Genomic DNA, 21517 nt, shown 5'->3' on the forward strand with positions numbered 1-21517 from the left:
GCCTTCTTCCTCGGTGAATGCAGGAGCAGCGAGCTGGGGCGCCGCTTTCGCAGCATACGTGTCATGCGCGGAGTTGACCATCGCAGTCGCCATGTTCGATGTGTTGGCTGTCGAAGGCTTTGATTCCATTCACCGCGATCGCGGGACCACCATTCCGGGGCGTCACCGATCGTGACGCCCCAGAGTGCGAGCGCATCCGCGAATTCGGCCTAGACATCGACTGCCTGCGCACGAACCTGCACGTCACGCCGGGTCACCGAAAGGTTGGCCACGAGCGCGGCAATTGCGAGCGTGAGCACGAGAGCCACCAGCCCGGACCCCACCCCGAGGCCACCCTCGGCCACGGGCTTTCCCAGCCAGTCGGCGACGGATGCGCCGAGCGGCCGGGTGGCCACATAGGCGAACCAGAAAGCGAAGATCGGGTTGAGGTTGAACCATCGATAGCCGATGGCGGGCAGCGCGATCAGAACGGCGAAGATGATCGCTGACGTCAGGTAGCCGAGGTGGAAGGCCACCGCGGTGAGGTCGCCGACAGCCGTGCCGAGGGCGAACGTGGCGATGACCGCGAGCCAGTAGAAGATCTCGCGCCGGAAGGTGTCGATGCTGTGGATTGAGAGGGTCTTCTCGGTCGCCCGCCAGGTGACGAAGACCGCCGCGAGAACCACGGCGAAGAAGATGCTGGAGGCCAGGTATCCCACTCCGAATCCCACATGCAATACGTCAGCGGCCATGGTGCCGAAGACGCCGACCATGACCACGGCGAGCCAATATGACCACGCCAGATACCGGCGGCGCGTCAGCTGAATGATCATCGCCACGACGAATCCGACGAATCCAAGGAGAACGGCCGGCACCGGTCCGATCGACCTGACCAGGAAATCACTGGTGGATTCGCCCATGGCGGTGGAGAGTGCCTTGACGATCCAGAAGTACGCCGTGATTTCGGGAACCCTCAGCATCGCCGTTCTTACGCTCACGCAGTCCAACCTCCATCGACCGCCCACGTGACGGTCTCGGCTTTGAGACTATGAGGCGTCACCTGTGCGGCATCCAATTCCGGTAGGTATCGCTCCTTCCAAGATTCTCAGAAAGCCGGATGCGACCTCACCGGATGGATGGGCCAACTACAACACTGGCGGGCCCGGCCGACGAACTATGCGGTGCGCAAAGCGCATGTAGTCTTCCGCGATCGCCGCGGCAGACAGCGGGCCGGTCGCGTCGAACCACTGGGACACCCCCGTGCACATGGTGATGAGCGCACGAGCAACTTGACGGGGGTCGGCCGCGTCAAAGACGCTGTGTTCAGCACCTTCAGCCAGAATCTCCACGAGAAGACGCTCCTGACGGTCACGCGCTGCGATGTGCTGAGCACGCGCGTCGGGTTCGAGACTGCGCAGCTCGGTCGCGGCGAGGAACGCGAGCTCTTTCCGGTGGGCATGGAATAGGGCGAGGCACTCGATGTGCAGGGCCAGCTGCCGCTCCAGGTCGGGCCCCGCCTCGGCCTGCGCCGCGCTGCTGCGGCACCAGAGATCGTCCATGGCGTAATCCATGATGGCCACGATGATCGCCTGCTTCGAGGCGAAGTGGTGGTAGAGACCGGGCACCGACATGTTCGCGGCTGCCGCCAGCGTGCGCGTGGTGGTTCCGTGATAGCCGTGCGTCACAAAGGTCTGCACGGCCGATCGAAGCAGCGGCGGCAGGGAGTCGTCATCGAAGTTGCGCCAGTCCACCTGCACGGCCGGCTCAGCGTCGCTGCCCATAGCTGCCCATCGCCATCCTCCGCCTGCCGGATCGAATCGTGCCGGGAACACATGCTTGACGCCTCGGCTGCGCCACTCCACACTTGAGCTTACCGAGCGCTCGCTCGGTTCGAGAATAACGGATGCTTATGAACAACGACAACGCAGTCAACGCTCATCGCCTGGCCGGCAAGACCGCCCTCGTCACCGGTGCCAGTCGTGGCATCGGCCTGGCCGTCGCTCAGCGGCTCGTCGCCGAAGGTGCCCGCGTGTGCATCACCGCGCGCAAACCGGAACCGCTCGCCGAAGCCGCCGCATCATTCCCTGCGGGGAGTGCGATCTGGGTGGCGGGCAAGAGCGATGACCCCGAACACCGTGCCGAGGTCATGGACACGATCGCGCGCGAGTTCGGCGGCCTCGACATCCTGGTCAACAACGCCGGGATCAACCCGGTCTATGGCCCGCTGATCGACCTCGATCTCAGCGGTGCGCGCAAGCTCGTCGAAGTCAACCTGCTCGGCACGCTCGCCTGGACCCAGGCCGCCTACCACCACGACGCCCTTGGCTTCACAGCACGGCGCGGGTCGGTGATCAACATTGCGTCGGTGACCGGAATCGTGCCCGCCGAAGGTATCGGCATGTACGGGATCACGAAGGCCGCGCTCATCCACCTCACACGCACGCTGGCCGTGGAACTCGGACCCGACATCCGTGTCAACGCTGTCGCACCGGCCGTCGTCAAAACCCAGTTCGCTCGCGTTCTGTACGAAGGCAAGGAAGACGAGGTTGCGGCCGCCTATCCGCTTGCCCGACTCGGCACGCCGGAGGATGTCGCCGGTGCCGTCGCCTACTTCGCCTCCGACGACGCGTCCTGGGTGACCGGGCAGACCCTGACTCTCGACGGCGGACTGCTGTCGGCCGGAGGAACAGCATGAGCGCCCTCCCTCCCGAATGGGAAGCGCTCCGCGTGCGCACGCGCGATTTCATCCGCACCGTCGTCGTGCCGGTCGAGCCCGGCCCCGACCTGCGCCTGAGCGAAGAACTGCGCGCCACGCTGATGGCGGCAGCCAAGGAAGCCGGCGTTTTCGCTCCACACGTTCCGCGTGAATTCGGCGGCCAGGGGATGCCGATCGAGCACTGGTCGGCCATCTTCCAGGAAGCCGGCTACTCGCCGATCGGGCCGATTGTGTTGAACTGCATGGCGCCCGATGAGGGCAATATGCACATGCTCAGCATCATCGCCACGGATGCGCAGAAGCAGCGCTACCTTGCGCCCCTCGCAGCGGGCGAGATGCGCTCGTGTTTCGCCATGACGGAGCCGCACCCGGGTGCGGGATCCGACCCCGAAGCCCTGCAGACCGAGGCGGTGCGGGTTGAGGGCGGATGGCTGATCAACGGCCACAAACGGTTCATCAGCGGCGCGGAGGTGGCCGACTTCTTGATCGTGATGGCCCGGAACGACGCCAGCGACGGTGTGCCGGCCGGAGCGACCATGCTGCTGGTCGACATGGACAACCCCGGCGTTCGCATCGGCGAGCAGATCTATGCCATCGACCGTGCCATTGCCGGCGGGCATCCGCATGTGCATTTCGAGAACTGTTTCGTCGCCGACGACGCCGTGCTCGGTATGCCGGGGGAGGGCTTCCGGTACGCACAGGTGCGGCTGGGCCCCGCCCGGCTCACGCACTGCATGCGCTGGCTCGGGCTGGCCCGCCGCGCCCTCGACATCGTGCTGGACCGCACGAACGAGCGCGAGATCTTCGGGCACCGCATCAATGAGCTGGGCATTGCGCAGGACATGCTCGCGCTGTCGGTCATCGACATCGAGACGAGCGATGCGATCATCGCCAAGACGGCGGCCCTGCTCGAGACCGACCCGAAGGCCGGATCGGCCCTGTCGTCAATTGCGAAGGTGCACTGCTCTGAGGCCATCTGCCGGGTGATCGACCGCGCGATTCAGCTCTGCGGGGGTGACGGCGTCACCGACAGCCTTCCGCTCGCCTCGTATATGAACGAGGTGCGGCCGTTTCGCATTTACGACGGTTCGAACGAGACGCACAAGTGGGCGATTTCCCGCCGGGCCTCCTCGCGCCGCCGCAGAGAGGTGGCGGCTGGCGCCGCACGGATGGACATCGTGGGTGGAGCGGGTTCGTGATCTCGACACCCGACGGGGTGGAGGTCGTGGCGACGCGAGCGGATGCCGTGGGCCTGGAGCATCCGCCGCTGCTGGTTCTCGACGCGCTCGCCGAGTTTCTGGATTCCGAGGGGCTCGGCTCAGGCGCGATCGCGTGGCAGCGCATCGGTGACGGGCACTCGAATCTGACGTACCTGCTGCGTCGCGGTGAGCGCTTGCTCGTGCTTCGTCGTGGTCCACGCCCGCCGCTGCCGAAGTCGACACATGACATGGTGCGCGAGTCGCGCATCCAGTTGCTGGTGAAGGCCGCGGGCATTGCGGTGCCGACCATCGTGGCGGTGTGCGTCGGCGAGTCGGTGCTCGGCGTGCCCTTCTACGTGATGGACTACCTCGACGGTGCCGTCATCACCGACATCGAGCTGGCGGGGTTCGACACTCCCGAGCAGCGTCGAGCGACAGCCTTCGCGGCGGTCGACACGCTCGTCACTCTGCACGCGGTCGACGTCACGCGCGGCGGCCTGGAAAGGGTGGGTCGGCCCGAGGGCTATCTGGAGCGGCAGGTCGCACTGTTCTCGTCGCTCTGGGACGCGACGACGCTGCGTTCTGTTCCGGAGATCAGCTCGGTGGCCTCCTGGCTCGCAGCGAATGTGCCGACCAGTCAGCGGGCCTCGGTCGTGCACGGCGACTTTCGACTGGGCAACCTCATGTTTGAACGCTTGGCTCCGCCCCGCGTGCTGGCGATTCTGGACTGGGAGATGGCGACGGTCGGCGACCCGCTCGCCGATCTCGGCTACTTTCTCGCGACCTATGCGGAGGCCGGGGCGACGAGCACTCCGCTTGAGCTCACGCCGGTCACCCGACTCGAGGGGTATCCGACGCGGGCCGAACTCGCGGAGCGCTACGGCACGGCAACGGGCCTCGACCTGTCGGAGCTGCGTTGGTATCAGGCCTTGGCGCTCTGGAAAGCGGCGGTGTTCTGCGAAGCGATCTACACGCGCTGGCTGAACGGTGAGCGTCCGGGCGACCGGTTCGCCCCGACCCTCGCCGATGGAGTGCCCGCGCTGGTGAGGGAATCGGCCCGCCTGATCGAGATGGGCTAAGGCTGCTCGGGGCGACCATGTCGTTGGTCGAGGAGGCCGCCCGCGGCCGTCTCGAGACCTCGTGAGCCGAACCTCAAACGTGACCCACGTCTGAACATCGGCTCGCGTGGTCACTTCGACAAGCTCAGTACACCGCTCGAGATGCGCGCTCCTTCGTCGCGAGCTCCTCGACCAACGAAATGGTGAATTGGGACGGAGGGGGAGGACGAGGGTTAGTCCCGACCCACCACGAAGCTGGCCACCGTCGCCACACTGCCGCCGAAGTTCAGGGTGGCCACATTCTTCGCACCCTCGACCTGCATGGCGCCAGCCCGGCCGATCACCTGACGACGCGCATCGTTCAGCATCCGTACCCCGGTGGCGCCCACCGGGTGGCCACCCGAGAGCAGCCCGCCGGAGGGATTCACCGGAATCGATCCGCCCATCTCCATGCGGCCGTCTTCAATCGCCTGCCAGGCTGCGCCCGGCCCGGTGATGCCGAGGTGATCGATCGCCAGGTACGAGCTGATCGAGAAACAGTCGTGCAGTTCGATGGCATCGAGGTCGTACGGGCCCGCGATCCCGGCGCGCCCGTAGCTGTCGGTGATGGCGGCCCGCAGATGCGGAAAGAGATACTCGCTGTCGGCGGATGCGCGCAGTTACTCGTCGAGTGCCATCGTGGAGGTCTTATGCCCCCAGCCCTTGATCCGCGGCGGCATGTCGGCGTGTCCGTGCCGCGCGCGCCAGCGTTCGGCATAGTCGCGGCTGGCCAGAATGACGGCACTCGAACCGTCGCTGATCCGGCCGCAGTCGCTCTTGCGCAGAGACCCCTGCACGAGCGGATTGGTCTCGTCGTCGTCGGCGAAGGAGGCCGCGGTTTCGATCCAGTCGCGTGTCTGCGCCAGCGGGTTGTTGCGCGCGTTGGCACGGCTGTTCTGCACGAGCCGGGCCAGGTGCTCGGTTGTCATGCCGCCGGAGCGCCGCGAGATCTCGTCGGCGACGCGGTCGAATGCGGTGGGCCAGGCCAGCTCGCCGAGGTCTTCTCGGGAACGCCAGCTCGCGCAGCCGAGGTTGTTCGCGGCGACGATGCCGGGGACATTGCGCATCTGCTCGACGCCGAGCACGAGAACGACGTCGTAGAAACCGGCCTCGATGTCGGCCATGGCGCCGAGGGCGGCCATGCTGCCGGAAGCGCACGCCGCCTCGTGGCGCGACGATGGCAACTCGCGCCACTCCGGCCGCACTGCCGGGAGCATGGCACCGAGGTGGGACTGCCCGGTGAAGATCTCGCTGGAGTGGTTGCCGACGTGCGCGCGCTGAACATCCGCTGGGTCGATCTCGGCATCCGCGATCGCACCGAGTGCCGCCTCCTGAATCAAGGAGAACACCGCGTCATCGACGCCTTCGGTGGCGAGGTTGCGTTTGAAATCGGTCTGGGTCCCGCCCAGGAGATACACGCCGCGCGAGTGGTTCATGTGCGATTCCTTCCTAGCTTCGGTGGTTGAGGAGCAGCCGACGGAGTCGGCCGCGTCTCGAAACCGCGTGAGCTGATCTCGTGGTTGTGATTGAAGGCTGGCTTGCGAGGTCTCGACAAGCTCGACCACCGGGATGGTTTTATGCGAACGCCTCGATGACGACAGCGGTGGCCAGGCCCAGCGCGGCCGGGATCGTCACGAGCCCGAAGCCGCCGCCCTGGCGGTACAACTGGTCGAGCGCGTTGGCGATGAGGATGCCGCCGGTGGCGCCGAGCGGATGTCCGACCGCGATGGCCCCGCCGTTCGGGTTGATCACGTCTTCCGACACGCCCAACTCGCGCATCAGCAGCAGCGGAGTCACCGCGAACGATTCATTCACCTCGACGATCGACAGGTCGCTCGCCCGCAGGCCGGCACGAACCAATGCCTTCTGGCTGGCCGGAACAGTGGCCTCAAGTCCGGGGGAGCGAACCGCAGCCTGCGCCCAGCCGAGAATCTGACCGCGCGGCTTCTGATCGTGCTCCTCGACCCACGCCGCCGAGGCGAGCACCACGGCCGCCGCGGCATCCGCGAACTGGGGAGCCGTGGCTACCGTGTGCCGGCCTCGCTCGTCGCCGCCGTTCATGTTGAGGCGGCGCTCCACGCGCTCCCAGAGTGGGTCGTCGGCGAACAACGGTGCAAGCGCCGCGACCGACTCGAGAGTGGTGTCGCCGCGTGCGCCCTCGTCGTGGGCGAGCACGGTACCGGATGGCGTCGTGACCGGCACGATCGATTCCCAGGTCGGCGCGGCGCTCGCGCGCTGCTGGGAGCGCACCCCATAGGCGTCGAGTTCGGCGCGGGAGATTCCGGCCCGGATCGCCGTGGCATCCGCCGAGACGCCGATCGAGACGAACCCGGTCGCCTCTCCGACCAACGGGTCGAGCGCAAATGCCGGCTGGTCGGCGAGCATCGGCACGCGCGACATCGACTCGACCCCGGCGGCGACGATCAGATCGGCGCCGCCGGAGACGATGTGTGCTGCACCGGAGCTGAGAGCGTCGAGACCTGAGCAGCAGAGGCGCGAGGTCACGCCGGCCGGTACCGCATCCGACCAGCCGGCCAACAGGGCAGCCACGCGCCCGACGTTTCCGCCCTGTTCCCCGACGGTTGTGCTCACTCCGACGATCAGGTCGTCAATGCGATCGGCGGGCAGCCCGCGCTCAGCAAGTTCGCGCAGCACGACGGCCAACAGCTCGGCCGGCGCCAGATCGGCGAGTGTGCCGCCGCCCCGCCGAACCCGCGCGCGCGGGGTGCGAACGGCGTCGAGGATCAGGGCGTTGTTCACGCCTGCGCCTCGGCCAGCACCTTGCGCAGCTCGTTCTTGACGACCTTGCCGACGGGGTTGCGCGGCAGAACAGCGATGATCCGCAAGTTCTCGGGCAGCTTGTACGACGCGATGTGTTGTTCGCGCAGGAACGCCACGAGTTCCGGCAGATCCAGGGTCGTGTCCGGGTGCAGCGCGACGAAGGCCGCGACCTTCTCGCCAAGCGTCTCGTCCAGATCGCCGACGACGGCGACATCCGCCACAGAGGGGTGACGCAGGATGAGCGTCTCCAACTCGACGGGAGCGATATTCATGCCGCCGCGGATGATGATGTCTTTCGCACGATCGACGTAACGCAGATACTGGCCCTGGTCGCCGGCGATCTCGAAGATGTCACCGGTCTTCAGATAGCCAGCCTCATCGAACGGGTGTGACAGTGTCTCCGCGTTGAGGTACCGCGCGAACAACTGCGGGCCGCTGATGTGCAGCTCGCCGGGGCGTCCGGGCTCGGTGATCTCCTCGCCGGAATCCAGGTCGAAAATCTTGACGTCTGCCCACTCCGACAGCTGCATCGACCAACTCGTCCCCTCCGCGCCGTAGCGGGGGAAGAACCGGGCGCGGTCGTCGGGGCTCGGCAGGTCAACGCTGCTGGAGAGCAGGCCGACGCCCTCGTTGGAACCGAAGAAGTTGATGATCGGGATATTGAACAGCTCCTGCCATCCGCGTACCATCGCCGGGTTGAGCGGAGCGGAACCCGAGCCGATGCGGGTCAGGCTGGTCAGGTCGATTTTGCTCAGCAGGTCTTCGTTGTGCAGCAGCATCGAGAGCAGGGCGGGCGGGGCGAGCGTGTAGGTCACGCGCTCGCGAGCGATCTGGCCGAAGAACGTGGGGGCATCGAACGGATGGTGCTGCACGAGCACGCAGCCCGTGCGCACCCAGGGCAGCAACATCGCACAGATCCCGGCCATATTGATCATCGGGAACGCATTCAGGATGACGTCGTCTTCGCTCGTCGCCGAGGCGTCTTGGCAGACCTGGCTGAACACGAGCCAGTCGTAGTGCGCCCGCATGACACCTTTCGGCACCCCCTCGGTGCCCGAGGTCCAGCAGATCGTCACGCAGTCGTTTGGGTCGTTCGGGTGGGTTTCGCGGTAGGCGGCCACGGTCGCTTCATCCGCGGCGGTGGCCGCGGCCGGGAAGAGGTGGGTCACGCCGGTGCTGTTCTCGCAGAGGGCGTCGCCGGGCAGACCGTAGCTGAACACGCCGCGCACGGTCGGGAGCTCGTCGCGCAGACGCGCGAAGTCGTCGGCCGGGTGTCGCTCGCCGAAGGCGCGGGCGGCGACCACCCAGGTGAACTGGGCGGCATTGCCCATCGTGGTGATCTCGTGGTCGCGGTACTGCATCGCGAGGGCCGACACCGTTGCGCCGAGAGTCCAGGCGGCGAGGAGCATCTCGGTGAGCTCGATGCCGTTGGCGAGCTGCACACCGATCGTGTCGCCACGACGCACCCCGGCCTCGGCCAGGTGTGCGGCCAGCGCCGTCACCTCGCTGTCGACCTCGCGCCAACTCAGGCGCCGCGCTGCGTCACCGGCCAGAGCAGCGCGGTTGGCAGGATCGACGAGTGCGAGCGCATCTCCGCGCCGCGCGGCGGTGGCACGGAACATCCCGTCGATGGTTTCGGATGTCCACTGGCCCCCGTCAACGAATTGGTCAACACGGGACTGGGGGTGCAGGTTCAGACGGCTGTCGGACATGGGTCTCCTTGCGTGTTCGGTGATGGTTCTGCCGGGCGACAGCCTTGTCGCCAGGCAGAACACGGTGATCAGGTGGTACGTCGGGTCAGGAAAGCTGCTCTGCTCGGATCCACGTGGCGTGGAACCCTGCCGGTACAGACTGGGGGAGCTTGATGCGGGCGACGGGGCCGGCGGCCAGGTCATCGGCGGCGAGCACGAGAATCTCGCCGCGCCCCTCGACCTCGTCGTTGACGAAAGTCACCAGGTAGCCATCGCTGTCGCTCGTGGATCCGTCGCGCGGGGCGAACGGGCTCTCCGAACCCCAGCGTCCGGCCCCGAACTGGTAGCTCTCCTTCTCGCCGGTCTGCGAGTCGTAGCGCACAATGCCGTCGAAGAGCAGAGTGGGCTCGTTCGCCAGGCTCATGTTGTAGGAGTAGCGGTGCTTGGTGCCGACGATGCGCTGGTCCATGCTGGGGAACTCGATGTTCTGATCATCGATCGGGCGCTCGGAGGTCTTGCCGGTGGCCAGGTCGAACTCATAGCGGTAGAGCTGCGCATCCAGTCTCATGTACGCGAGCATATTGGCCAGCGGGTGCTCGAAGGTCGACTGGTGCTGCGGATTCTTGACCCGGCACACCTCCATGATGATCTTCGTTCCCTCCTCCCATGAGTTGACGACGTGGTAGATGTAGCAGGGCTTGGCCTCGAACCATTTCACATCCGTTCCGCTGCCGTAGCGGGGGATCACGGCGAAGCGCGACACGAGTTCTTTGTCGTAGAAGATGCGGTACTTGCCGTTGCGCCGGGCTTCCTGATCCTGCACCAGCGGCAGGTCCATCAGCACGGTGTAGTTGTCGGTGATGGCCATGTCATGCGGCAGGCGCGGGCCGGGCAGGTCGACCTGCGCCAGGTGGGTCTGCGCGCCGTCGGCACCGATGATGCCGTAGCGCAGGTAGTCCATGTCGGGGCCGTAGTCGAACCACAGCAGTTCACCGGTGCGCTCGTCGGCCTTCGGGTGCGCCATCATGTCGCCGGCGAAGGTGCCGAGAAAGTCTTGTGCGCCCAGCGTCTCGAGCGAGAGCGGATCGACCGCGTACGGGTCTCCGCAGAGATACCAGGTGGCGAGCACCTGTCCGCGGTGAAAGATCACATCGGTGTTCGCCGAGTCCTTGATGCCGAGGCCGTGCCCGTTGCCGAACGGGTTGCCCTCCGGGTTCTCCATCAAGCCGGTCCAGAGCGATTTGCCGGCGGCGGATTCCTCGTGGAAGGCCTTGGTGCGGATCCAGCGATTGCGGTAGCGCACCTTGCCGTTGTCGAAGTGCACCGCATGGATCATGCCGTCGCCATCGAACATGTGGTACCGGCCCGGAGCGTCGAAGCGGCGGTTGGGCCCGTTGCGCAGGTAGACGCCGTTGAGGTCGCGCGGCACCTCGCCGATGACTTCGAGGTCTTCCAGCGACAGCTCGGTCTGCACGGGAGCGTAGACACCGAGCAGATAGGGATTGTCGAACGAGCTGTCGGGTGCGACGGCTCGGGCGACCGCGATGGGCTGGTCAGGGGTGTGCGTGGACATGAATCGTGACCTCGGATCTCAGTGGTGCGACGGGCGCAAGGGGCGACGGGACTGGACGACACGAAAGCGTCCGGTGATGAACGAGTCGTCGGTGAGGGTGGCGGTGCCGGCCGGGTTGAGGCCGGAGACATGAAAGTCGCTGAACGCGGCCGAGAAATTGATCGGCATCGCGCCGGTGACGTTGATCGTGAGCGAGGCGCCGGCTGCCGCAAAAGCGTCCTCGGCCGAGTCGATCAGGCTGTCATCGGTGGAATAGAGAAAAGCGGTGATGGCGCCGTGGGTGGCGGCATCGTTCGCCGCGCGCTTGAGCGCGGTGCGCGCATCCGGCACCCGGATGAGGAACACGACCGGGCCGAAGCATTCGTGGGTGAAGAGCTTCTCGTTGTCGAGGCCGACGCGTGCGATCAGGGGAGTGCTGGTGCGGGCATCCGCAAAATCGGGAGCAGCCCAGCCGCGCGGCTCGCTGAGTACCCGCACCTGGCCATGCGTATGCTCGTTCGCCTGGGCGCGCAGGGTCGTGGTGAGCGCGGCGATCTCGTCGATCGTGCGGGTGGACTGGATGGCGCCCAGCACCGCCGCGGCCCGCCGGGGGCTCTCGGCAATCGCCTCGACCGCGGCGACCAGGCCCTGTTCGACCTCGTCGGCCGAGAGGATGCCGCCCGGCGTGACCACGCCGGTTTCGGGGATGTAGATGTTCTGCGGCGCCGTGCACATCTGCGCCGAGAAGAGAGAGACGGCGCCGGCGATCGCGCGGAAGGCCGCGTCGGTGTCGCTGAACGAATCGAGCACCACCGAGTTGAGGCCGGATGTCTCGGTGTAGACGCGTGCCTGCCGGGCGTTCTCTTCGACCCAGGAGCCGTATCGGGCGGAGCCGGTGAAATCGACGATGCGTATGGCCGGGTGTGTGGCGAGTATCGACGTGATGGGCTTGGCGGCGGAGTCGACCGCGAGCTGTACGGCGTCGGTTGTGCAGCCCGCATCCGCCAACGTCTCGCGCATGAGGGAAACGGCGAGGGCCATCTGCAGCACCGATGAGGGATGCGGCTTCACGATGACGGGGTTTCCGGCCATGAGGTTGGCGAACACGGCGGGGTAGACGTTCCAGGCCGGAAAGCTGGCGCACGCAACGACGAGTGCGGGCCCCATCGGAACGATCCGATAGGTCTTTTCGAGGGCGACCAGCTCGGTGCCGAATGTCTGCTCCCAGGTCGCATTCGATGGCACGCGGGAGAGCACCTGCCAGGCGGCGGCGACGGCTTCGAGGCCCCGATCGAGGGCATTCGTTCCGCTGCCGGACTGGCTCATACCCCGGCCCTGGCCGGTGGTGTGCATCGCCGCGAGACCCAAAACGACGTTGGCTGCGAACATCCGCTCGATCATTTCGACACAGAGCCCCGCGCGCTCGTCGATGCTGAGCGAGCTCAGGGTGGTTTGCGCCCTCTGCGCGTTGTCGATCAGCGCGGCCGCCTCGGCCCGGGGGTAGCTGACGCCGAGGGGGAGCCTGGTCCACGGTGAGATCTCGTCGGTCTGCAGTGTGACGGTGCCATGGTGCCCGGGCAGATTCAGCGGCGTCTCGAGGAGTTGCTCGAAGCGCGCTGTCGCTTCATCGCCCTGCGGGCCCGACGGCGCACGATCGGCGAACGCGCTGAACGCGGCGCGGGTCGTGACCGCCTGTGCGGCCGCGGAGAGCAGGCGGCCGTGCCGGGCCGCAAGCTCGCTGGGCGTGCAGGTGGATGCCAGTGCTGGGGTGATCGTCGTCATTGAGAACTCCTCTGGCAAGTACCATAAGCGAAGTTAGGTGGCTGGGCAAGAGATTGTTTTAGGGCCAGAGCACCAGCTGTGTGCACCGGAACAGCGCAATGCGCTTGCCGGCGCCGTCGAAGACTTCGGCATCCCAGACCTGCGTGCGACTCCCGCCGTGCACGAGCACGGCCTCGGTGCGCACCGTGCCTGTGCGGGCCGTGCCGAGGTAGGAGGTCTTCTGTTCCACGGTTGTGAAGCCGGATGCCCCGGGCGGCAACGCGAGGCGGCAGCCGAGACCGCAGGCGGTGTCGGCCAGTGCGACGACCGAGGCGGCATGCAGGTAGCCGTTGGGTGCCAACACGACCGGTGTCACTTCCATTTGGGCCTCGATACGCCCCGCGGCAACGGCGGTGACCTCGATTCCGAGCAGGCCGGGCAGTCGCCCCACACCCAGCTCGGTCAGCTCGGCCGGGTCGGGGAATCCCTGAGCGGTGCTCGTCGGGGTGGGGCGCGGCGCGCGATCGTCACTCATCGTCGACCTCCACGGCGATCGCGATTCCTTGTCCCACGCCGATGCACGCGGTCATGATGCCGATGCCGCCGCCGCGCTCGCGAACCGCGGCGGCGCAGTCGACGAGGGCGCGGGTCGCGGAGGCGCCGAGCGGATGCCCGAGTGCGATCGCCCCGCCGTGGGGGTTGACCTGCACCGTTTCGGGCGGGGCCAGCTTCTGAAGGCAGGCCAGAACCACGGCGGCAAAGGCCTCGTTGATTTCAAGCACGGCGACGTCGCTGAGCGTGCGGCCCAGTCGATGCAGCAGCTTGTTGACGGCATCGACGGGAGCGAGAGCGAACCGCGCCGGGTCGACGCCGACGACGACGGAACCGAGGATGCGGGCAAGCGGGGGAGTGCCGGACTCGGCGAGCCGTCGACTCGAGATGATCAGGGTCGCCGCGGCGCCATCGGACAGCGGCGACGAGTTTCCCGCGGTGACCGAGCCATTGAGCGAGAATGCCGAACGCAGCCCGGCCAGGGCGGATGCGCTGGTGTCGGCGCGGATGCATTCGTCGCGCTGCAGTCCCGCCGTCGCGATGACCCGGTTGTCGTGAAACCCGGCGTTCCACGCGTCGAGGGCGAGGGTGTGAGACCGCAGCGCCCAGGCATCCTGCGCGTTCCGGTCGATGCCGACCTCGTCGGCGATCAGCTCGGCCGAGCGCCCCAACGAGTCCACCCACGGCGCCGGAAACAGCGGGTTGACCATGCGCCAGCCCACGGTTGTGGAGACCAGTTCGGGCCGGGTGGGCAGGCGCTCGTCGATCGGAGCCAGAACGTGCGGTGCCCGGCTCATTCCCTCGACTCCGCCGGCGATGATGACGTCGGCGTCTCCGGCTCGGATTGCTCGCGAGGCGAGAACGATCGATTCAGCGCCTGACCCGCAGAGGCGGTTGACGGTGGAGGCCGGGGTCGTGACGGGCAGACCGGCCAGCAGCACGGCCATCCGTGCCACGTTGCGGTTGTCTTCTCCTGCGCCGTTCGCGTCGCCGAGGATGACATCGTCGATGCCCGTTTGCAGGAATTCTGGGTTGCGCAGAGCGAGCTCACGGAGGGGAATCGCGGCGAGATCATCCACTCGCAGGCGGGAGAGCGAACCGCGATAGCGCCCGAACGGAGTACGGACGGCATCGACGATATAGGCCCGATTTTGTTCTGCAGACGTCTTCGTCATACTTCACCTCACTCTCAAACTTCGCTTATAGTACCGATCATGGCAACACTGGTGTTGGATGATGCGCTTTCGGTCGGAGACGTGCTTGAACGCGCCGCCGAGCGTTACGGCAGTCGACCGGCGGTGCAGGATGCGGCGGGCCTGCTGACGTTCGCCGGACTCCGGGACCGCGCGCGGCGCCTCGCCGACGGCCTGTTGAGCATCGGACTTCGCCCGGGCGATCGGGTCTTGGAGGCGCTGCCCAACAGCTGTGATCTGCTCGTGAGCGAGATGGCGCTTGCGTTGGCCGGACTCATCCGGGTGCCGCTGAATCCGCGCCTCGGACCGCGGGAATGGGCCGGAATCCATGCCGACAGTGGCGCGCGCGGGCTCATCGTCGACGGGCGTCTCGAGGGCGCCGATGGTGCCCGCATCATCGAGCACATTTCCTGCGAGATCACGGTTCGAACGGATGCGGGTGAGCTGGAATCGCTTGTTGCCTCGGGTTCTGTTGAGTCTCGTCTCCCGGCTGCGCAGCCGGACGACGTGGTGGGTCTCGCCTATTCCTCAGGCACAACCGGCATGCCGAAGGGCGCGCTGCGCACGCACCGGATGCGACTGGCCTCGATGCGCTCCATGATGCGCGACGTGGTGGAACCGACGGGGGAGGCCCGGGCCTATCTGCACGCGGGACCGGCGATTCACACGAGCGGACTCTTTGTTCTTCCAATGCTGGCACTCGGCATCCGCCAGGTGATGGCGCACCATCCGAGTCCCGCGGAAATCGCCGAGCTCGTCGAAGCGGAGGGAATCAGTCATCTCGCGCTTGTGCCGAGCGTGATCGACGCGCTCGCGCATCTTCCTGAGTCGGCGCGAGCGTCGTTTGCGCAGGTTCGGATGCTCGCGTATGCCGGTGCGCCGATGCCAGCGGCTCAGATTCGACGGGCTTCTGAATTTCTCACCGATCGACTCGTGCAGTATTACGGGCTGGTCGAGGCGATCCCGCCGCTGACGGTGCTCAGTATCGAGGATCATGCTCGAGGGCTGAGCGACGAACCGCGCCTGCTCAGTTCGGCCGGCCGTGCGGTTCGTGAGGCCCGAATCGAGGTTGTCGGGGAACCCGAGTCCGGCGCCGTGGAACGCGGCGATGCAGGAGTTCTCGGCGCGACGGCGCTCGGCGAAATCGCTGTGAGCGGGCCGATGGTCACCCCCGGTTACTGGAATGCCGACGAGCGAACTGACCTTGGCAAGGCATTCGACGGTGCCGCCCTGCTTACCGGTGACGTGGGCGTCGTCACCAACGGCTATCTCTATCTCGCGGATCGCAAGAACAACATGCTGATCAGTGGGGGATACAACGTCTATCCGGGCGAGATCGAGTCGGTGGTCGTGTCGAGTCCTGGCGTGCGCGCTGCTGTGGTGGTCGGCCTTCCCGATGATCGCTGGGGCGAGCGAATCGTGCTCGCCTATACGACGACATCCGGTGACGATCTGACGGCAACCGAAGGTCAGTGTCTTCACGACCGCCTCGGTGGACTCGCGCCGCACAAGAGGCCGAAATCGTCCTATTTTCACACCGAGTTTCCGCTCGGGGCGACGGGCAAGATCGACCGCCGTGCCATCACCTCGCGACTCGTTGAGCTTCAGGCCAGCGTGCTACCACACGCTGTGCAGCCCGCCGCCGACCCGCCCACTGCCGCGAAGCATCCGCTCACCGAAGCATCTGATGAAAGGTTCCCCACGACATGATTCCCTCTGAACTGCTTGAGCGCCTGCGCCTTCCCGTCGTCGCGGCCCCCATGTTTCTGGCCTCGGGGCCGGAGCTGGTCATTGCAGCGAGCCGCGCCGGAATCGTCGGCTCCTTCCCCACGCCGAACTGTCGCACCATGGAAGAACTCGACGCCTGGCTCACGCAGATCACGACGGCACTGGGTACCGGGGTGGATGCGCCGCCGTGGGCGATGAACCTCATCACGCACTCCACGAATGCGCGCCTGGGCGATGACCTCGAGATGGTCGCGAAGCACCGCCCGCCGGTCGTCATCACGGCCCTTGGTTCGCCGCGCCCCGTCGTTGACGTGGTGCATTCCTACGGTGGCATTGTGCTGGCGGATGTTGTCTCGTTGAAGTTGGCCCGCAAAGCTGCGGATGCCGGTGCCGACGGCCTCGTCTGCGTGTCATCTGGTGCCGGCGGTCACACCGGCCACCTGTCGCCATTGCCTTTCATCGCGGCGGTACGCGACAGCTTCGACGGCCTCGTCTGTGTCGGCGGAGGCGTGGCAACCGGCGCCGGCATTGCCGGTGCCATTGCTGCGGGTGCCGACCTCGTCTACATGGGCACCCGCTTCCTGGCCACGCCAGAGAGCATCGCCCTCGAGGCGCACAAACAGATGGTCGTCGACAGCTCGATCGATGACCTTGTCGTTTCGGCGGCGATCACCGGCACCCCGGCATCCTGGCTGCGTGCCTCGCTGACCGCGGTCGGAATCGACCCCGACGCGGCCGCCCCGATCTCGCGCAACTACAACACCGAGGCCTCGAACGTTCGACGGTGGAAAGACACCTGGGCCGCGGGTCAGGGGCTCGACAACATCAACGCGATCGAAACGACGGCGGAAATCGTCGATCGCCTGGTCATCGAGTATGGCGCGGCGTGTGACCGGGTCGGCAGGCTGGCCGGCGCGCGATCACTAGGCTGACGGAGTGACAGCGACAATCCCCACGAACGGGAGTGCGATCGGAATCGCGCTCCTCGCCCTCGGCGACCGCTGGACGCTTCTCATCCTGCAGCGAGCCTTCGTCTTGCGTACCCGCCGCTTCGGCGACTGGGTTGCACAGCTCGGGCTGAGCGAATCGACGCTGGCGGCACGCCTGCGCGATCTTGTCGCGGCCGAGCTGATGGAGCGGGTTCCCTACGACGACAACGGTCGAACGCGCGAGGAGTACAAGCTCACTCCACGCGCGCTGGAACTGTCGAGTCTGCTCCTTGCGATCTGGGGGTGGGAACAGGTTTCCGTGCCCGGCGTCGAAGGCGCACCGGTGCTCATTCACGACGTCTGTGGGCACGCGACGCTTCCTGTCCTGGGGTGCGGCGTGTGTGGAGTGTCTCCGATCACGGCCCGCGAGACTTCTGCGGAGCGAGGTGCTGAGGCGGAGTTCACGAAGATCGCCGTGCCTCGATTGCACCGGCGGGCCGCTGAGTCCGGCACTCCAGCGGATGCGCTCTCCTACTACCCGGAGACGATGGAGATTCTCGGCGACCGCTGGAGCACGGCGATTCTCGCGGCTGCTTTTCTCGGTATACGCCGGTTCAACGCATTCAAAGCGGAGCTGGGCATCGCCCCGTCGATTCTGTCCGACCGGCTTCGCCGATTCGTCGCGGCCGGGGTACTGAGCGCTCCGTCGTCGGAGGGCGAGTATCGGCTCACCGCGAAGGGAATGAACTTCTTTCCCGTCTTCGCGATTCTCGTCGACTGGGCTCAACGCTGGTACTCGCCCGAGTCGGCTCATGAGCTGACGATCCGGCACACGTCGTGCGGTTCACCGCTCGGCCCGGTCCTGCTGTGTTCAGAGTGCGGCACCGAGCTGGTGCGCACGTCGGTGCACTTCGACCTGCCGGCGAGCCATTTCGGCGGTTGAGGAGCAGCAGACGGAGTCGGCCGCGTCTCGAAACCACGCGAGCCAATCCTCACACCTGGTTTGCGGCTGAATCTATGTAGACCTTTGGGTCCGTTCGAGGATCGACTCGCGAGGTCGGATTCACGTGCCCCAACTATCCCGGCGCGGTGTATCCCCGCTGGCGCGCGGTCTACCCCGCGCCCACGGGGATAGACCGCGCCGGGACAGGAATTTCGCGCTCGGTCAGCCCTCTTCGCGTCGGCCGGCCCTCGTGTGCGTCAGCCGGCGTTGTCTGCGCGTCCGGCGGCCTCGGCGACCTGCTGGTGCAGCTCAGAGTGATCGGCGGCGCTGAGCTCCTCGTCGCCACCGAACGTGTACGGCATGCCTTCGCCGGTCTCGATGAACGCCTTGAGGCTGCCGTTCACGAACATGCCCCACGCGTTCGAGCACACGTCGTAGCATTCGACCTCGGGCTCAAGGCCCTCGTGGGTGAAGGTGACCCGGGTGGCGCCGTCGGCCTGTTCGATGTCGAAACGCACGGTCGTGCCATTCCACTCCTGTTTGTCGTCGACGAAATCGAGGTAGCTGCCCGTGACGAGCCATTCGATGCGTCGCGCCGGCTCGACCTCGGTGATCCGGAATCCGCTGTAGTGCAGCCCGGGCACGACGTAGACGAATTCGTCGCCGACAGCGGTGGTCGAGCCGGTGATGCGCCCCCACCAGCCGGCTACGTCGTTGATCGAATCGAACGCCTGTTGCGGCGTGGCATCCACGGTGATCGTCGTCGTGAAGTTCTCGGTCATTCTCTGCTCCTTTGCACGCCTCCCGCGGCGGGAGGTCTCCGTAACTTGCCTGATGAAAGTGAGCGTAGACCGACCACTTGCATCATGCAAGTGGTAGAGTCGGCTCATGTTGGGAAAGACTTATGACACGCAGGTGTGCTCGATTGCGCGATCACTCGAACTCGTCGGCGAGAGGTGGAGCCTGCTCATCATTCGTGATGCCCTGTTCGCTCGGGTGACGCGGTTCGGTGATTTTCAGCACAACCTCGGCATCGCGACCAACGTGCTCACATCGCGACTGGATTCATTCGTCGGCAGCGGCATTATGGAGCGCGAAGGCTCTGCCGACTATCGCCTCACCGACAAAGGCCGAGCACTCGCGATCGCACTCATCGCCCTCACCGAATGGGGCGACGCCTGGGCCTCTCCCGTCGACCCGCCGATCCTGTACCGACACGCCACCTGCGGTGATGGCGAGGTGCACGCGGTCGCCCTGTGCGAGACCTGCGGCATTGTGCCGGCGGAAGAAGTTGCCATCCGCATCGGGCCGGGTATGCCGGCCGACTATCTCGCCGAGCGCCGCGGAGGATCCCGCGCGGGTTGAATGACCCGGTGAGCGGGATCGCCAGCGCTGCGTTCGCGGCCGCGTGGGTGAACGGTCAGTCGTTGTCGTCGCCCGAAGGCGTCTGCACTTCCCACCGCCCAAAGACGTGCAGCCCAGCGGAGTCGGCGAGAGCGTTTGACGCACTGTTGTCGAGTTGGCACCGGTATTGCAGTTCGTGATGCAGATCGTATGCGTGACGCGCCATCGCCTGAACGAGGCGACGTCCGTTCCCCCGACCGCGCGCGGTCGCGAGAGTGAGAACGCCGATGTCGGCGAGCGTCGATTCCTTCCACGGATAGGTACTCGCGACAGCCACAAGCTGATCGTCAGAGATCACACCAAAGGCCGCCCAATCGTCGAGATCGACCTGTGCATCGTCACGGTCCTGCTCGGATGCGCGATCTTCAAAATCGGCGAACAGGTCTCGATCGTCTGCAGTCAATTGCCGAATGACGAATGAGTCTGATCCCGTGTCCCCAGAAGGGTGGGAGCGGTCCGGAAAGTAGTAAAGATTGTCGGCGCCGTGGAGCACAATTCCGACCCGCACCAAGGCTTCCCGCACGCGCGCTTCCTCAAGGAGGGGCGCCCCCGCGCGGATGCCGTGACCCGCAAGCGCTTGAGCGAGCTCCGGAAGAACTGCGATCGCGGTATGGGAATCGTCGATGGTGTGGAGAACAATGACACGCTCATCGTCTCCGAGATCTGGGTTGATCGTGAGACTGAGGCGTTCATCGCGGTAGAGAACTTCACCGGCGAACGGCTTTCTCCAGAATTCAGTGACGACGTCGGAAAAGCGTGTCATGAGCTTGTCTCCATGGGTTTAGAGTTGATGGCAGGACTGACAGTTATGACAGCCTATGACACAAGAGGATCAACGAGTGAAAGAGCCGAGTCTTTCGTCGCGCGAGATTGCTCGCCAGGCGGTTCGCAACAGGATTCAGGAGGTTGCGGAGCGGCTCTTTGACGAGCGTGGGTTTCGAGAGACGACCGTGGGTGATATCGCCGAGGTGGTGGGTATTTCCGAACGCACCTTCTTCCGCTACTTCGCGACGAAGGATGATCTCCTGTTTTCGAGCTTCGACGCTGATACACAGTGGGCGATTGATTCCGTCAACGCCCGGCCACGGGGTGAGAACCCCTGGGACTCTCTGCACGCGGTGGTGGAAGCGGCGCTGGATCGGCTCGATAGCGATGCGCAGAGGAGGTCGGCGCTCTTTCAGCGAATCACAGCAGAGTCACCCCACGTACAAGCAAGTTATTTCACTCACGTTCAGGCGTTCCATCGGAGCATCGGGGAAGCACTCTGGGTCCGCTGGCACACGAACCACGTCAATACGGGTGGCAATCCGGCTTCCGGAACGAAGCCGAGCGACCCCGATGACCGGATAATCCTGTGCGCCGTTGTGAGTTCAGTGTTTGCTGCCGTCAACGAAGTGACTGTGCTTTCCTCTGACCGCGCTCCGGCCGAACAACGACGGATCATTCGCGCCACACTCGCCACACTGCGTCCCTCACTCACCGGATTCGAAAAAGAAAGCAGAAACGACCATTTCGCACGTCAACCTCGGTAAAACAAGCCCCGCAAGCTACCAACGACTCTCAGCACTCGATGCGACGGCCGCGGCGGAGGCAGTTGCAGTCGGACTCGACCCGCTGCTCATCGAACTCGTGAAGATCCGGGCGTCGCAGATCAACGGCTGTGCATTCTGCCTACGGATGCACTCGCGCGATGCACTCTCAAACGGCGAGTCCGCCGACCGGCTCGCGGTCGTCGCGGCCTGGTGGGAGTCACAGTACTTCAGTGACAAGGAGCAGGCCGCGCTCATCCTCGCCGAGCGGCTCACAAACATCTCCCTCGGCTCGGCCGACGCGCACAACACAGTTGATGTCGATGCCGTACTCACGACGCAGGAGGTCGCCGCAGTCTCCTGGCTGGTCATTGTGATCAACGCCTGGAACCGCGTGGCGATCTCAAGCCATTACCCCGTCGCCCCCGAACGGGTCGGCGCGCACTCCAACGGACAGGTCTGA

Annotated in this window: 21 protein-coding genes; 9 read left to right on the forward strand and 12 right to left on the reverse strand. The window is 65.9% G+C overall.

Translation table 11 applies throughout. The features are described from left to right. Positions 1 to 209: 209 nt before the first annotated feature. Both AC1DCF_RS14640 and AC1DCF_RS14645 read right to left on the reverse strand, forming a co-directional pair. Entirely contained in the window at positions 210 to 977 is a 768-nt protein-coding gene (locus AC1DCF_RS14640; RefSeq protein ID WP_477211668.1) for a COG4705 family protein, read from the reverse strand. 147 nt (positions 978 to 1124) lie between these two features. Further along, positions 1125 to 1760 (reverse strand): TetR/AcrR family transcriptional regulator, encoded by a 636-nt coding sequence (locus tag AC1DCF_RS14645; RefSeq protein WP_477211669.1) that lies wholly within the window; start codon positions 1758 to 1760, stop codon positions 1125 to 1127. 122 nt (positions 1761 to 1882) lie between these two features. On the opposite strand from AC1DCF_RS14645, the gene AC1DCF_RS14650 reads away from it, so the two are divergent. The 3 genes from AC1DCF_RS14650 to AC1DCF_RS14660 are packed head-to-tail and all read left to right on the forward strand — an operon-like array spanning position 1883 to position 4973. Continuing rightward, positions 1883 to 2674: an SDR family oxidoreductase gene (locus tag AC1DCF_RS14650; protein WP_477211670.1), complete on the forward strand. Its 792-nt coding sequence runs from the start codon at positions 1883 to 1885 to the stop codon at positions 2672 to 2674. Next, the gene (locus tag AC1DCF_RS14655; RefSeq protein WP_477211671.1) at positions 2671 to 3894 is read left to right on the forward strand and encodes an acyl-CoA dehydrogenase family protein; all 1224 of its coding nucleotides are present in this window, start codon (positions 2671 to 2673) and stop codon (positions 3892 to 3894) included. The genes AC1DCF_RS14650 and AC1DCF_RS14655 overlap by 4 nt, the downstream gene beginning before the upstream one ends. Then, positions 3891 to 4973 carry a phosphotransferase family protein gene (locus AC1DCF_RS14660; RefSeq protein ID WP_477211672.1) on the forward strand — a complete coding sequence of 361 codons (1083 nt, stop codon included), beginning with the start codon at positions 3891 to 3893 and terminating at the stop codon, positions 4971 to 4973. Before AC1DCF_RS14655 ends, AC1DCF_RS14660 begins: the two co-directional genes overlap by 4 nt. Positions 4974 to 5185: 212 nt before the next feature. On the opposite strand, the gene AC1DCF_RS14665 is transcribed toward AC1DCF_RS14660, so the two are convergent. The 8 genes from AC1DCF_RS14665 to AC1DCF_RS14700 all read right to left on the reverse strand — a co-directional run bounded on the left by AC1DCF_RS14665 (position 5186) and on the right by AC1DCF_RS14700 (position 14503). Beyond that, positions 5186 to 5611 (reverse strand): thiolase C-terminal domain-containing protein, encoded by a 426-nt coding sequence (locus AC1DCF_RS14665; protein ID WP_477211742.1) that lies wholly within the window; start codon positions 5609 to 5611, stop codon positions 5186 to 5188. Next, positions 5612 to 6427 carry a thiolase family protein gene (locus AC1DCF_RS14670; RefSeq protein ID WP_477211673.1) on the reverse strand — a complete coding sequence of 272 codons (816 nt, stop codon included), beginning with the start codon at positions 6425 to 6427 and terminating at the stop codon, positions 5612 to 5614. It lies immediately after the preceding gene. A 139-nt stretch (positions 6428 to 6566) separates the two neighbouring features. After that, on the reverse strand, positions 6567 to 7751 hold the full coding sequence (locus tag AC1DCF_RS14675; RefSeq protein WP_477211674.1) for a thiolase family protein: 1185 nt from the start codon (positions 7749 to 7751) through the stop codon (positions 6567 to 6569). Further along, entirely contained in the window at positions 7748 to 9484 is a 1737-nt protein-coding gene (locus AC1DCF_RS14680; RefSeq protein WP_477211675.1) for a class I adenylate-forming enzyme family protein, read from the reverse strand. The genes AC1DCF_RS14675 and AC1DCF_RS14680 overlap by 4 nt, the downstream gene beginning before the upstream one ends. Before the next feature lie 85 nt (positions 9485 to 9569). Beyond that, positions 9570 to 11036, reverse strand: coding sequence for a carotenoid oxygenase family protein (locus tag AC1DCF_RS14685; protein ID WP_477211676.1), 1467 nt, complete (start codon positions 11034 to 11036; stop codon positions 9570 to 9572). Between the two features lie 18 nt (positions 11037 to 11054). Further along, entirely contained in the window at positions 11055 to 12797 is a 1743-nt protein-coding gene (locus tag AC1DCF_RS14690; protein ID WP_477211677.1) for an aldehyde dehydrogenase family protein, read from the reverse strand. A 58-nt stretch (positions 12798 to 12855) separates the two neighbouring features. Next, entirely contained in the window at positions 12856 to 13311 is a 456-nt protein-coding gene (locus AC1DCF_RS14695) for a PaaI family thioesterase (protein ID WP_477211678.1), read from the reverse strand. After that, the gene (locus tag AC1DCF_RS14700) at positions 13304 to 14503 is read right to left on the reverse strand and encodes a thiolase family protein (protein ID WP_477211679.1); all 1200 of its coding nucleotides are present in this window, start codon (positions 14501 to 14503) and stop codon (positions 13304 to 13306) included. Before AC1DCF_RS14700 ends, AC1DCF_RS14695 begins: the two co-directional genes overlap by 8 nt. Positions 14504 to 14542: 39 nt before the next feature. On the opposite strand from AC1DCF_RS14700, the gene AC1DCF_RS14705 reads away from it, so the two are divergent. The 3 genes from AC1DCF_RS14705 to AC1DCF_RS14715 are packed head-to-tail and all read left to right on the forward strand — an operon-like array spanning position 14543 to position 18121. Further along, positions 14543 to 16231: a class I adenylate-forming enzyme family protein gene (locus AC1DCF_RS14705; protein ID WP_477211680.1), complete on the forward strand. Its 1689-nt coding sequence runs from the start codon at positions 14543 to 14545 to the stop codon at positions 16229 to 16231. Beyond that, complete coding sequence (locus AC1DCF_RS14710; RefSeq protein ID WP_477211681.1) at positions 16228 to 17181, forward strand: NAD(P)H-dependent flavin oxidoreductase; 954 nt, start codon at positions 16228 to 16230, stop codon at positions 17179 to 17181. The genes AC1DCF_RS14705 and AC1DCF_RS14710 overlap by 4 nt, the downstream gene beginning before the upstream one ends. A 4-nt stretch (positions 17182 to 17185) precedes the next feature. Beyond that, complete coding sequence (locus AC1DCF_RS14715) at positions 17186 to 18121, forward strand: winged helix-turn-helix transcriptional regulator (RefSeq protein ID WP_477211682.1); 936 nt, start codon at positions 17186 to 17188, stop codon at positions 18119 to 18121. A gap of 257 nt (positions 18122 to 18378) precedes the next feature. Here AC1DCF_RS14715 and AC1DCF_RS14720 read toward each other — a convergent pair whose 3' ends face one another. Beyond that, positions 18379 to 18903: an SRPBCC family protein gene (locus AC1DCF_RS14720; RefSeq protein ID WP_477211683.1), complete on the reverse strand. Its 525-nt coding sequence runs from the start codon at positions 18901 to 18903 to the stop codon at positions 18379 to 18381. Positions 18904 to 19009: 106 nt separating this feature from the next. On the opposite strand from AC1DCF_RS14720, the gene AC1DCF_RS14725 reads away from it, so the two are divergent. Beyond that, positions 19010 to 19486 (forward strand): winged helix-turn-helix transcriptional regulator, encoded by a 477-nt coding sequence (locus AC1DCF_RS14725; RefSeq protein WP_477211684.1) that lies wholly within the window; start codon positions 19010 to 19012, stop codon positions 19484 to 19486. A gap of 55 nt (positions 19487 to 19541) precedes the next feature. On the opposite strand, the gene AC1DCF_RS14730 is transcribed toward AC1DCF_RS14725, so the two are convergent. Then, complete coding sequence (locus AC1DCF_RS14730) at positions 19542 to 20288, reverse strand: GNAT family N-acetyltransferase (RefSeq protein WP_477211685.1); 747 nt, start codon at positions 20286 to 20288, stop codon at positions 19542 to 19544. Between the two features lie 76 nt (positions 20289 to 20364). On the opposite strand from AC1DCF_RS14730, the gene AC1DCF_RS14735 reads away from it, so the two are divergent. Together AC1DCF_RS14735 and AC1DCF_RS14740 are read left to right on the forward strand one after the other, a co-directional pair. Continuing rightward, positions 20365 to 21057 carry a TetR/AcrR family transcriptional regulator gene (locus tag AC1DCF_RS14735; protein WP_477211686.1) on the forward strand — a complete coding sequence of 231 codons (693 nt, stop codon included), beginning with the start codon at positions 20365 to 20367 and terminating at the stop codon, positions 21055 to 21057. Continuing rightward, positions 21035 to 21517 carry a carboxymuconolactone decarboxylase family protein gene (locus AC1DCF_RS14740; protein WP_477211743.1) on the forward strand — a complete coding sequence of 161 codons (483 nt, stop codon included), beginning with the start codon at positions 21035 to 21037 and terminating at the stop codon, positions 21515 to 21517. The genes AC1DCF_RS14735 and AC1DCF_RS14740 overlap by 23 nt, the downstream gene beginning before the upstream one ends.

The sequence above is a fragment of the Leifsonia sp. 10L418 genome (assembly GCF_056395445.1).

Coding starts and splice junctions, on each gene's coding strand:
- AC1DCF_RS14720 (WP_477211683.1), bottom strand. CDS start 18,903: ATGACCGAGAACTTCACGACGACGATCACCGTGGATGCCACGCCGCAA.
- AC1DCF_RS14725 (WP_477211684.1), top strand. CDS start 19,010: ATGTTGGGAAAGACTTATGACACGCAGGTGTGCTCGATTGCGCGATCA.
- AC1DCF_RS14645 (WP_477211669.1), bottom strand. CDS start 1,760: ATGGGCAGCGACGCTGAGCCGGCCGTGCAGGTGGACTGGCGCAACTTC.
- AC1DCF_RS14710 (WP_477211681.1), top strand. CDS start 16,228: ATGATTCCCTCTGAACTGCTTGAGCGCCTGCGCCTTCCCGTCGTCGCG.
- AC1DCF_RS14730 (WP_477211685.1), bottom strand. CDS start 20,288: ATGACACGCTTTTCCGACGTCGTCACTGAATTCTGGAGAAAGCCGTTC.
- AC1DCF_RS14670 (WP_477211673.1), bottom strand. CDS start 6,427: ATGAACCACTCGCGCGGCGTGTATCTCCTGGGCGGGACCCAGACCGAT.
- AC1DCF_RS14695 (WP_477211678.1), bottom strand. CDS start 13,311: ATGAGTGACGATCGCGCGCCGCGCCCCACCCCGACGAGCACCGCTCAG.
- AC1DCF_RS14685 (WP_477211676.1), bottom strand. CDS start 11,036: ATGTCCACGCACACCCCTGACCAGCCCATCGCGGTCGCCCGAGCCGTC.
- AC1DCF_RS14705 (WP_477211680.1), top strand. CDS start 14,543: ATGGCAACACTGGTGTTGGATGATGCGCTTTCGGTCGGAGACGTGCTT.
- AC1DCF_RS14680 (WP_477211675.1), bottom strand. CDS start 9,484: ATGTCCGACAGCCGTCTGAACCTGCACCCCCAGTCCCGTGTTGACCAA.
- AC1DCF_RS14690 (WP_477211677.1), bottom strand. CDS start 12,797: ATGACGACGATCACCCCAGCACTGGCATCCACCTGCACGCCCAGCGAG.
- AC1DCF_RS14650 (WP_477211670.1), top strand. CDS start 1,883: ATGCTTATGAACAACGACAACGCAGTCAACGCTCATCGCCTGGCCGGC.
- AC1DCF_RS14655 (WP_477211671.1), top strand. CDS start 2,671: ATGAGCGCCCTCCCTCCCGAATGGGAAGCGCTCCGCGTGCGCACGCGC.
- AC1DCF_RS14700 (WP_477211679.1), bottom strand. CDS start 14,503: ATGACGAAGACGTCTGCAGAACAAAATCGGGCCTATATCGTCGATGCC.